7 protein-coding genes, 3 tRNA genes and 1 pseudogene are annotated in these 10,519 nt (G+C 73.4%); 2 read left to right on the top strand and 9 right to left on the bottom strand.

Annotation, left to right across the window (positions count from 1 at the left end; all coding sequences use genetic code 11):
• Positions 1 to 195 precede the first annotated feature (195 nt).
• The 3 genes from IH45_RS0117355 to IH45_RS0117340 form a co-directional block, all read right to left on the bottom strand.
• Positions 196 to 272 (bottom strand) — tRNA-Ile (locus IH45_RS0117355).
• Positions 273 to 451: 179 nt separating this feature from the next.
• A tRNA-Asn gene (locus tag IH45_RS0117345) sits at positions 452 to 524 on the bottom strand.
• A 5-nt stretch (positions 525 to 529) separates the two neighbouring features.
• A tRNA-Asn gene (locus IH45_RS0117340) sits at positions 530 to 602 on the bottom strand.
• A 313-nt stretch (positions 603 to 915) separates the two neighbouring features.
• On the opposite strand from IH45_RS0117340, the gene IH45_RS0117335 reads away from it, so the two are divergent.
• Together IH45_RS0117335 and IH45_RS0117330 are read left to right on the top strand one after the other, a co-directional pair.
• Positions 916 to 1,215, top strand: coding sequence for a hypothetical protein (locus IH45_RS0117335; protein WP_003985195.1), 300 nt, complete (start codon positions 916 to 918; stop codon positions 1,213 to 1,215).
• A gap of 171 nt (positions 1,216 to 1,386) precedes the next feature.
• Positions 1,387 to 2,826 (top strand): FGGY family carbohydrate kinase, encoded by a 1,440-nt coding sequence (locus IH45_RS0117330; RefSeq protein WP_030668427.1) that lies wholly within the window; start codon positions 1,387 to 1,389, stop codon positions 2,824 to 2,826.
• Between the two features lie 39 nt (positions 2,827 to 2,865).
• On the opposite strand, the gene IH45_RS0117325 is transcribed toward IH45_RS0117330, so the two are convergent.
• From IH45_RS0117325 to IH45_RS0117300, 6 genes and pseudogenes are all read right to left on the bottom strand, one after another.
• Entirely contained in the window at positions 2,866 to 4,062 is a 1,197-nt protein-coding gene (locus IH45_RS0117325) for an RNA polymerase sigma factor (protein WP_030668424.1), read from the bottom strand.
• A gap of 193 nt (positions 4,063 to 4,255) precedes the next feature.
• Entirely contained in the window at positions 4,256 to 6,169 is a 1,914-nt protein-coding gene (dnaG, locus tag IH45_RS0117320) for a DNA primase (RefSeq protein ID WP_030668420.1), read from the bottom strand.
• 100 nt (positions 6,170 to 6,269) lie between these two features.
• Entirely contained in the window at positions 6,270 to 7,232 is a 963-nt protein-coding gene (locus tag IH45_RS0117315) for a threo-3-hydroxy-L-aspartate ammonia-lyase (RefSeq protein WP_030668417.1), read from the bottom strand.
• Between the two features lie 101 nt (positions 7,233 to 7,333).
• Positions 7,334 to 8,611, bottom strand: coding sequence for an NAD(P)/FAD-dependent oxidoreductase (locus IH45_RS0117310; RefSeq protein ID WP_030668414.1), 1,278 nt, complete (start codon positions 8,609 to 8,611; stop codon positions 7,334 to 7,336).
• A 339-nt stretch (positions 8,612 to 8,950) separates the two neighbouring features.
• The gene (locus IH45_RS0117305; protein WP_030668410.1) at positions 8,951 to 10,282 is read right to left on the bottom strand and encodes a deoxyguanosinetriphosphate triphosphohydrolase; all 1,332 of its coding nucleotides are present in this window, start codon (positions 10,280 to 10,282) and stop codon (positions 8,951 to 8,953) included.
• A pseudogene (locus IH45_RS0117300) lies at positions 10,279 to 10,519 on the bottom strand (sirohydrochlorin chelatase); the annotation flags it as partial. The gene IH45_RS0117305 and the pseudogene IH45_RS0117300, both read right to left, overlap by 4 nt.

Here is a 10,519-nt window from a genome sequence, read left to right as displayed (position 1 = left end):
TGGCGATCCGAGGCCAACGGCGACAGCACCGCCCCGGGGTTCGAGAGATCCAGGGAGTCGTGCCTGCGGTGCTGCCTTGAGCAGCGACCCGGCGAGCGGGACTCCGGCCGCGGACTCGGGCTGCGGGGCCCGCAGGCGAATCGCAGCCACGACAGTCCACGATCTTCGCGTTCCCGCAGGTCAGATCGATTTTTCTGGTGGGGCGGGTGGGACTCGAACCCACGGCCGACGGATTATGAGTCCGCTGCTCTAACCGGCTGAGCTACCGCCCCGAAACGGCGCGCCGCGCACATTTGTGCGCGCCGTCTGCCGCAGCATAGCCGCTCATACGATCTGCTGCGCGGGTGGGTCCTCGTTGGGCCGCCATGCTCGTCCAAGAAGACTTGGATCACCGGGCGTTCGGTTCCGTCCGCACAGGAAAAAGGCCCCCGAGGGGGCCTCTTCCGTCCTGCTCCCCCGACTGGACTCGAACCAGTAACCCTCCGGTTAACAGCCGAATGCTCTGCCAATTGAGCTACAGGGGACCGAGCTCCCCCGACTGGACTCGAACCAGTAACCTGCCGGTTAACAGCCGGCTGCTCTGCCAATTGAGCTACAGGGGATTGCTCTGTGTGCCTCGAATGCACTCCGATCCGGGGCTCCGGACGGCGTGCGCTCGCTGCTGCACATACATTAGCGCAAGCAGGGGGGTGCTCCGCCAATCGGTATGGCCACGGGTGGTCCCGGATGATCTTCCGGTCCGCGGGTAGGCGGGCAGCACAGCCCGGCGGACCGGCGGGGAGAGGCGCCGTACGGCCCGGCGGAGCCGCCGGGAGGCGCGCAGTACAGAGCAGTGCAGTACAGAGCAGTACAGACCGGCGGACCGACCGCACAGCGCGCGCGAGCGAGACCGACGAGAGGGAAGGTGGAGCGACGATGCGCTACCGGCTCACGTTCATGACGGGACTGGCCATCGGGTACGTGCTCGGCACCAAAGCCGGCCGGGAGCGCTACGAGCAGCTCCGCAAGAGCGCCCGGCGGATCACGCAGAACCCGGCCGTCCGGAACACCGCCGAGTCCGCCGCCCTCGGCGGCCGCGAGGTGGCCACGAAGGCGTTCGACAAGGTGTCCGAGAAGGTCGGGGACCGGATGCCGGGGCCGGTGGCCGCGCGCATCCGGTCGCTGCGCGAGCAGCGCGGCGGCGATGCGGACGACTGGGGTACGAGCAACACCTGACCAGGGGCGCGGGCAGTACGTGAGCACCGGGGGCGGGCGGCCGTCGGGTTCCCGCCCCCGGGAAGCGGCCGTCCGCGCCCGCCGCCCGTCCCGCGGAGCCCGCCTCCCCCGCCCACGGCCGTGTGAACCTGACAGCCGTCCCGTCCCGCACATGGGGCATCATCTGGGGGCATGGGGATAGTCGCCGGGCTGGACAGTTCGTCCGAGAGCACACGGATCGTGGTCTGCGACGCGGACACGGGTGCCGTGATCAGGCAGGGGTACGCGCCGCACCCCGCCGAAAAGGGAAACGAGATCGATCCGCAGGCGTGGCTGATGTCACTCGGCGAGGCCGCGGGCAACGGGCTCCTGGAGGGCGTACAGGCGATCGGGGTGTCCGCGCAGCAGCACGGGCTGCTGCCGCTGGACGCCGACGGTGCCCTCGTACGGGCCGCGCTGGTCGGCAACGACAAGCGGGCGCAGAGCGCGGCGGCCGATCTGACCGACGCGCTCGGCGGACGGGTCGCCTGGACCCAGGCCGTCGGGGCCGTCCCGCACGCCGCCCAGCCGCTGACCAAGCTGCGCTGGCTGGCCCGTAACGAGCCGGCGAACGCGGCGCGCGTCGCGGAGGTCCTGCAGCCGCACGACTGGCTGGTGTGGCAGCTGCTGGGGCGGCCGGCGCGCCGTACGACCGACCGGGGCGGCGCCTCAGGGACCGGCTACTGGTCGGCGGCCACCGGCGCGTACCGGCCCGATCTGGTGGAGCTGGCGCTCGGGCACCAGGTGCGGCTGCCGGAGGTGCTGGGCCCGTCCGGCACCGCCGGGTTCACGCCGGAGGGGCTGCTGATCTCCGCCGGTACGGGCGAGACGATGGCCGCCGCCTTCGGGCTGGGGGTCGGCGCGGGCGACGCGGTGGTGTCGCTGGGCGCCTCCGGCTCGGTCTTCGGCATCCACCACGAGGCACTGGCGGACTCCAACGGCACGATCACCTCGTTCGCCGACGCGACGGGCATGCACCTGCCGGTGGTGCACACGAGCAACGCCGTACGGGTGCTGCGCGGCACGGCCGAGATGCTGGGCACCGATCTGACGGGGCTGTCCGAGCTGGCCCTGAAGTCGACGCCCGGCTCGTACGGACTGGTACTGCTGCCGTATCTGGAGGGCGAGCGGACACCGCACCTGCCGCACACGGCCGGATCGCTGCACGGTCTGCGCCGCGAGAGCATGAAGCCGGAGCACCTGGCGCGGGCGGCCTTCGAGGGCATGCTGTGCGGCCTCGCGGACGCGCTGGACGTGCTGCGCGGGCGCGGTGTCGAGGTGCGCCGGGTGTTCCTGCTGGGCGCGGCGGCCGAGCTGGGCGCCGTGCAGGCGGCGGCGCCGGGGCTGTTCGGGGCGCAGGTCGTGGTGCCGCAGCCGGCGGACTACGCGGCGCTGGGCGCGGCCCGGCAGGCGGCGTGGGCGCTGGGCGCGGCGCACGGCACCCTGCCGCCGCACGAGCCGCCGCGCTGGCCCGCGGCGGCCAGCCAGGTCTTCGAGCCCGGCGAGGACCTGCCGGTCGGGCAGGCGGTGCGCCAGCAGTACATCGCGGTGCGGGAGGAGAGCTACGCCGGGGCGTTCTTGTCGAGTCAATGACAAAATGACAAGGGGTGCCGGCCTTCCCGCACCGGCCGACTAGTCCAGATATCCGCGGAGTTGGTCCGCGAAGGCGTGGTCCCGCAGCTTGTTCAGCGTCTTGGACTCGATCTGGCGGATCCGCTCGCGGGTGACGCCGAAGATCCGGCCGATCTCCTCCAGCGTGCGCGGGCGGCCGTCGACCAGGCCGTACCGCAGCTGGACGACCTTGCGTTCGCGCTCGCCGAGGGTGGAGAGCACCGCTTCGAGGTGTTCGCGCAGCAGGAGGAAGGCGGCCGATTCGACGGGGGACGCGGCGTCGCCGTCCTCGATGAGGTCGCCGAGCGCGACATCGTCCTCCTCGCCCACGGGGGCGTGCAGGGAGACCGGCTCCTGGGCGAGCCGCAGCACCTCGCTGACGCGTTCCGCGGGCAGGTCGAGCTGGGTGGCCACCTCCTCGGGAGCGGGCTCGTAGCCGCGCTCCTGGAGCATCCGGCGCTGTACCCGCACCACGCGGTTGATCAGCTCCACCACGTGCACCGGGACGCGGATCGTACGGGCCTGGTCGGCCAGTGCGCGGGACATGGCCTGGCGGATCCACCACGTGGCGTACGTGGAGAACTTGTAGCCGCGGGCGTAGTCGAACTTCTCCACGGCGCGGATCAGCCCGAGGTTGCCCTCCTGGACGAGGTCGAGCATGGTCAGGCCGCGGCCGACGTAGCGTTTGGCGACGGAGACGACCAGGCGCAGGTTGGCCTCGATGAGGCGGCGCTTGGCCATCCGGCCGAGGACGACCAGCTTGTCCAGGTCGAGGGCCAGCTGGGAGTCCAGGTCGGGGGCGAGCCGCAGCTTCTCCTCGGCGAACAGGCCGGCCTCGACGCGGCGGGCCAGCTCGACCTCCTCCACGGCGGTCAGCAGCGGTATCCGGCCGATCTCCCGCAGGTACTGGCGGAACAGGTCGGAGGAGGGGCCGCCCGCCTCGGGACGCGGCGGCGGCTCCGGGGCGATCTCCTCCACGAGGATTTCGGGCGCGGGCGGCTCGGCCTGCTGCGGCACGGTGGCCGTCTGCGCGGCCGGCGCGTCGGCGAGGGTCCGGGTCTGCACGGGGGCGACCTCCAGTGTGAACGCTGCTGAGGCGGCGGAAAGGCCGGGAGCGTCTGCGGCCGAGCCGCTGTCCGTCCCGTACATCAAGAGCGGTTCCGCGGGGGTTTCCGGTTCGGTACACCCGGACCCGCCGCGCTCCGAGGACTCAGGCACCGCTCCTCAGTGTGGAGTACGACACACGCCCGCCACGAGGGGCGTGCGGGCACTTTTTGGGTCCGCACGGTGACCGCGCGGCTACGGCGGGGTAAGGACGGCCGCGGCGGGCGGAGCGGAGCCGACGGGCCGGCACGGCCGCGGTTGCGGCGGGCCCGTACGGCAACCGGCCGCGACGCGGCGCACGGCGCTCCTACAGCGCCGCGTATCCCCGCTCGCGCAGCGACTGCCCGTACTGCTGGAGGACCCACAGCTCGTTCTGGACGGCGGCCAGGTGCTGGGGGTCGGCGTTCGCGCCGAGGCGCTGGAGGGCACCGCGGATCTCCGTGACGCGGCTGTTGACGGCGGCCAGCCGGACGGCGACCAACTGGACGCCCGCGTACGCCTCGTCGGGGTCGCGGCGGGTGTGCAGGGGCTCCACGGCCAGCTCGGTGACCATGGCGCGGACCGTGTCGTCGGGGGCGGCCTCGCGGACCCGGGCGAGGTAGGTGTTGTCGCCCGCGGCCGACAGCGCGCCGCCGGCGTCCTCGATGCACCGGCGGACGGTGGCGTACGGGGGCGCGGTGAATTCGTCGGCGCCGTACGCGTCGAAGGCGGGCGAGACCAGGTCGGGGCGCTGGAGGGCGAGCTTGAGCAGTTCGCGCTCGACGCGGTGGGCGGGGCTGCGGAGGTTCAGCGCGGGGCCGCGCGGGCCGGGCGGCGGCTGGGTGGTTTCCGGAGCCTGCTGGGCGGCGCGGCGGCCCGTACGGGACGGGTCCTGGCCGTCCCGGCCGCGCTCCCGCGCCCAGCGGGCGAGCTGGCCGACCCGGCGGACCACGAACTGGGTGTCGAGGATGCCGAGCATGCCGGCCAGCTGCACGGCGGACTCGTGCTGGATGGAGCTGTTCTTGATGTTGGCGACGATGGGCGCCGCCTCGTCGAGGGCGGCGGCGCGGCCCACGGTGGTGTCCAGGTTGTGCCGGGCGACGACCTGCCGCAGCGCGAACTCGAACAGCGGCGTACGGGACTCCACCAGGTCCGCGACGGCCGCGTCGCCCTTGGCCAGGCGCAGGTCGCACGGGTCCATGCCGCCGGGGGTGATGGCGATGGAGGTCTGGGCGGCGAACTTCTGGTCGTCCTCGAAGGCGCGCAGCGCGGCCTTCTGGCCGGCCGCGTCGCCGTCGAAGGTGAAGACGACCTCGGAGCCGGAGTTGTCCATCAGCAGCCGGCGCAGGATCTTGATGTGGCCCTCGCCGAAGCTGGTGCCGCAGGTGGCGATGGCGGTGGTGATGCCGGCGAGGTGGCAGGCCATGACGTCGGTGTAGCCCTCGACGACGACCGCCCGGTTGGTCTTGGCGATCTCCTTCTTGGCGAGGTCGATGCCGTACAAAACCTGGGACTTGCGGTAGAGGGGGGTCTCGGGGGTGTTCAGGTACTTGGGGCCGTTGTCGTCGTCGCGCAGCTTGCGGGCGCCGAAGCCGACGACCTCGCCGGCGATGTCGCGGATCGGCCACATCAGGCGGCCGCGGAAGCGGTCGATGGGGCCGCGGCGGCCGTCCTGGGAGAGGCCGGAGAGGATCAGTTCCTTGTCGCTGAAGCCGCGGCCGCGCAGGAAGCGGGTGAGGTGGTCCCAGCCGGCCGGGCTGTAGCCGACACCGAAGTGCTGGGCGGCGGCCTGGTCGAAGCCGCGGTCGGCGAGGAACCTGCGGCCGATCTCGGCCTCGGGGCTGTCGAGCTGTTCCGCGTAGAACTGGGCGGCGGCCTTGTGGGCCTCGACCAGGCGGGTGCGCTCGCCCTGCTGGCGGCCGGGGGCGTAGCCGCCCTCCTCGTAGCGCAGGGTGATGCCGGCCTGGGAGGCGAGGCGTTCGATGGTCTCGGCGAAGGAGAGGTGGTCGAGCTTCATGATGAAGTCGACGACGTCGCCGCCCTCCTGGCAGCCGAAGCAGTGGTAGAGCCCCTTGGCCGGGCTGACGTGGAAGGACGGGGACTTCTCGTCGTGGAAGGGGCACAGGCCCTTGAGGTTGCCGCCACCCGCGTTGCGCAACTGGAGGTACTCGGACACGACGGCGTCGATCGGGACCGCGTCCCGCACCGCCTTCACGTCGTCATCGTTGATCCTGCCTGCCACGCCTGAATTCTACGGGTGGGGTACGACAGTCCCGCCCGGACCCGTGCGGCGGGCGGGGCCGGGCGGTGCCGCCGGGCCAACCCCGGCCCGTCGGCTCCGCTCACCCCATCAGCTCCAGGAACCGGTCCAGCCCGATGTTCCCGCCGGAGATCACCACCCCGATACGGCGCGGCAGCGGCTCGACGGCCCCGGCCAGCAGGGCGGCCAGCGCACTGGCCCCGCTCGGCTCGGTGACGATCTTCAGCCGTTCGAAGGCCAGCCGCATCGCGGCGCGGATCTCGTCATCGCTGACCAGCACCACCGAGTCCAGCAGCCGCCGGTTGATCGCGAAGGTCAGCTCGCCGGGCTCGGGCAGCGCCTGCCCGTCGGCGATGGTGCGCGGTACGGGGATGCGGACCCGCTCGCCGGCCGCCAGCGAGCGCCGGGTGTCGTCCCCGGCCTCCGGCTCGACGCCGATCATGCGGATGCCGGGCGACAGCGCGGTGGCGGCGAGCGCCGAGCCCGCCATCAGCCCGCCCCCGCCGACCGGTGTGAGCAGGGCGTCCAGCGGGCCGGTGTCCTCGATCAGCTCCAGCGCCGCGGTGCCCTGCCCGGCGATGACGTGCGGATGGTCGTACGGCGGGATCAGGGCCAGGCCGCGGTCGGCGGCGAGCTGGGTGCCGAGCGCGGCCCGGTCGCCGGTGTAGCGGTCGTACGTGACGATCTCCGCGCCGTACCCCTCGGTCGCGTCCCGCTTGGAGCGCGGCGAGTCCTCGGGCATGAGGATGACGGCGCTGCTGCCCAGCTCCCGGGCGGCCAGCGCGACCGCCTGGGCGTGGTTGCCGGAGGAGAACGCCGCGACGCCCCGCGCCAGCTGCTCCGGCGCCAGCCGGGAGACGGCGTTATAGGCGCCGCGGAACTTGAACGCGCCGACGCGCTGGAAGTTCTCGCACTTGAGGTGCACCTCGGCGCCGACCAGGCGGTCGAGGGTGCGGGAACGCAGCACGGGGGTGCGGTGGACGACGCCCTTGAGGCGGGCGGCGGCTTCCTGGACGTCGTCCGGTGTGACGGTGGCTGCGGGCATGGCTGTTCTCTCCCTGGGCGTCGGCTGCGGTACGGGTACCCCGTCCGGCGGGCGGGCACGGCCACCCCGCCCGCCGGACGGGCGTACCGGGCGCCCGGGTCTCAGAGCAGCGACTCCAGCGCCACCTCCGGATCGGCCAGCGTGTCCGGGTCGAGGACCTGTCCCGAGCGGATGAGCTTCTGGATCGGGTCGGTGACGTCCCACACGTTGACGTTCATGCCCGCCAGCAGCCGCCCCTCGGACAGCCAGAAGGCGATGAACTCGCGCTTGCCGACGTCGCCGCGGCACACGACCTGGTCGTACGAGCCCGGGGGCGCGTAGCCGGAGTACTCCAGCCCGACGTCGTACTGGTCGGAGAAGAAGTACGGGATGCGGTCGTAGGCGACCTCCTGGCCGAGCATGGCGCGGGCGGCGGCGGGCCCGCCGTTCAGGGCGTTGGCCCAGTGCTCGACGCGCAGGACGGCCGGCTCGCCGTCCTCCGAGGGCAGCAGGGAGTACGGGAAGGCGGCCACGTCACCGGCCGCGAAGATGTTCGGGTCGGAGGTGCGCAGCGCGGCGTCCACCGCGACGCCGCCGCCGTGCGCCGGGTCGACCAGGGTCAGCCCGGCCTGTTCGGCGAGGGCGGTGCGCGGGGCCGCGCCGATCGCGGCGAGCACGTCGTGGGCCGGGTGCTCCTCGCCGTCGTCGGTGCGCGCGGCGAGCACCACGCCGTCCTGTCCGGCGATCTCGGTGAGGCGGGCGCCGAAGTGGAAGCGGACGCCGTGCTCACGGTGCAGGTCGGTGAAGAGGCTGCCCAGTTCGGGGCCGACGACGCTGTGCAGCGGGGTCGGCTCGGGCTCGACGACGGTCACCTCGGCGCCGTACGAGCGCGCGGCGGCGGCGACCTCCAGGCCGATCCAGCCGGCGCCGGCGATCACGAGGTGGCCGTTGTCCCGGCCGAGGGAGTGCAGGACGCCGCGCAGCCGCTCGGCGTGCGCGATGCGGCGCAGGTGGTGGACGCCGACCAGGTTCGTGCCGGGGATCTCCAGGCGGCGCGGCTCGGCACCGGTGGCCAGCAGCAGCTTGTCGTACGCGATCAGGGTGCCGTCGCCGAGCCGTACGGTGCGGGCCGCCCGGTCGAGGTGGACGGCGGGCTGGCCGAGGTGCAGTTCGATGTCCGCGCCGGCGTACCAGGCGGGCTCGTGGACGAAGACGCTGTCGCGTTCCTCCTTGCCGAGCAGGTACCCCTTGGAGAGCGGGGGGCGCTCGTACGGGTGGTCGCGCTCGTCACAGATCAGTATCACCCTGCCGGTGAAGCCTTCCGCACGAAGGGTCTCGGCGGCCTTTGCCCCGGCCAGGCCACCCCCGACGATGACGAACGTCTGGTGTGCGTCGACCACTTGCTTCCTCCTCGCTGCGGCGCGGTGCGTCCGCGTCCGTGAACGCCCCCCGATCGGTGTCCCCGTTCTACCCCCGCAGTGCCCGGGCGGCGTGCTGCCGCCCGCGTGTCCCCCGCCCGGTCGTACGACGCCGGGCGGTGCACCTCCCAGGCCGTCCGGGCACTGGGGGACATACCGCGTTCCACGGCCGGTCACCCCGTTGTGCCCCTGTTTTGTTTCCCTGGTTCGAAACACTCAAGCCAGAGCGTCCCGCACCGGGCGTGCCGCGGGAAGGGGTCCGGTTACCCGGGAGTCGCACGGGCCTCCCCCATGGTGCCCCTGCGGCGCCGGTGCGGCCGGTCAGCGGGTGCCCGGCGGCCGGGTGAGCCGGGCGTGCAGGGAGCGTGCCGTGGCGTCGGTCAGGGCGGCGATCTGGTCGATCAGGGCCCGCATCCGCGCGGTGTCGTCCCCGGCCGCTTCGGCCTGGTCGTACAGGGCGCGGAACTGCGGGTCGAGGCCGTCCGGGGCGCGGGCGATGAGCGCCTCGGCGAGTTCGGCGATGACCACGCGCTGGTCGGCGCGGAGCGCCTCCTGGTCGGGGCGGCGCATGACGTACCGTTCCGCCACGGCCTTCAACACGGCGCATTCCAGCCGGGTTCCGGCCGGTACGACGAGCCGCGCGCGGTGCCGGGTGAGCCGGCCGCCCCCGTACGCGGCCCGGGTGGCGGTCTCCGCCGCGAGGCAGAAGCGGCCGATGAGCTGGCTGGTGGCGTCCTTCAGACGGGCCTGGGCGACGGCCGTGCCGTCGTAGCCGTGCGGCCACCACTCCTGGTCGAGCAGCCGGTCGAGGGCGGCGCCCAGTTCCGCGGGGTCCGCGCCGGGCGCGTAACGTTCCACGGCGATCGCGAACACTTCGGCACGTTCGGGCTCGGCGAGCAGGCAGTTGGGGTCCAGGTATCCGGCGTGCAGCCCGTCCTCGACGTCGTGCACCGAGTACGCCACGTCGTCGGCCCAGTCCATGACCTGCGCCTCGAAGCTGCGCGCCGCCTCGGGAGCACCCTGCCGGAACCAGGTGAAGACCGGCAGGTCGTCCTCGTAGACCCCGAACTTGGGCGAACCGGGGTCGGTCGGGTGGCCGCCGCGCGGCCAGGGGTACTTGGTCGCGGCGTCCAGGGCGGCCCGGGTGAGGTTGAGGCCGACGCTGACGGCCGTACCGTCCGCGTCGGGGACGAACCGTTTTGGTTCCAGGCGGGCGAGCAGGCGCAGCGACTGCGCGTTGCCCTCGAAGCCGCCGCAGGGCGCGGCGACCTCGTTCAGCGCCTGCTCGCCGTTGTGCCCGAACGGCGGGTGGCCCAGGTCGTGGGCGAGGCACGCGGTCTCGACCAGGTCGGGGTCGCAGCCGAGGGCCGCGCCGAGTTCCCGGCCGACCTGGGCGCACTCCAGGGAGTGGGTGAGGCGGGTGCGGGGGCTGGCGTCCCACAGGTGTTCGGTGGTGCCGGGCGTGACCACCTGGGTCTTGCCCGCGAGCCGGCGCAGCGCGGCGGAGTGCAGCACCCGGGCACGGTCCCGCTGGAAGGCGGTGCGTCCCGGGCGTTTGTCGGGCTCGGGGACCCAGCGTTCGGTGTCGGCCGGTCCGTAGCCCGTGCCGTTGTGACCCGCTTCGCGGCCGGCCGTCGTTCGTGTGCCCGTCATACGGTGACGGTAGCCGCCCTGGTGGGGTCGTGGTCGTATGCGCTGCGCGCAGCGAGCGCCTGGTCGTAACGGTGCAGCACCAGCCGGGCCAGCGCGGGGTGGTCGCCGAGCGGCGCGGCGGCGGGCCCGGGGGCCGCGGCGGCGCACTGGGCGGCGAAGCGGCCGGGCGCGGTGAAACAGGAGGCGAGCGCGGGCCGGTGGTGGCCGCGGGCGGCGAGGGCGCGCAGCGCGGCGGAC

The organism is Streptomyces rimosus subsp. rimosus (assembly GCF_000720725.1).
In the GTDB taxonomy this organism is placed as follows: Bacteria; Actinomycetota; Actinomycetes; order Streptomycetales; family Streptomycetaceae; genus Streptomyces; species Streptomyces rimosus_A.
The sequence above is the reverse complement of the archived record's forward strand: the minus strand, read 5'-3'. Positions and strand labels throughout refer to the sequence as shown.

Bases quoted from the DNA above. Each gene is read 5' to 3' on its own strand.
- IH45_RS0117305 (WP_030668410.1), bottom strand. From the start codon at position 10,282: ATGACGGGCACACGAACGACGGCCGGCCGCGAAGCGGGTCACAACGGC.
- IH45_RS0117315 (WP_030668417.1), bottom strand. From the start codon at position 7,232: ATGCCCGCAGCCACCGTCACACCGGACGACGTCCAGGAAGCCGCCGCC.
- IH45_RS0117330 (WP_030668427.1), top strand. From the start codon at position 1,387: ATGGGGATAGTCGCCGGGCTGGACAGTTCGTCCGAGAGCACACGGATC.
- IH45_RS0117335 (WP_003985195.1), top strand. From the start codon at position 916: ATGCGCTACCGGCTCACGTTCATGACGGGACTGGCCATCGGGTACGTG.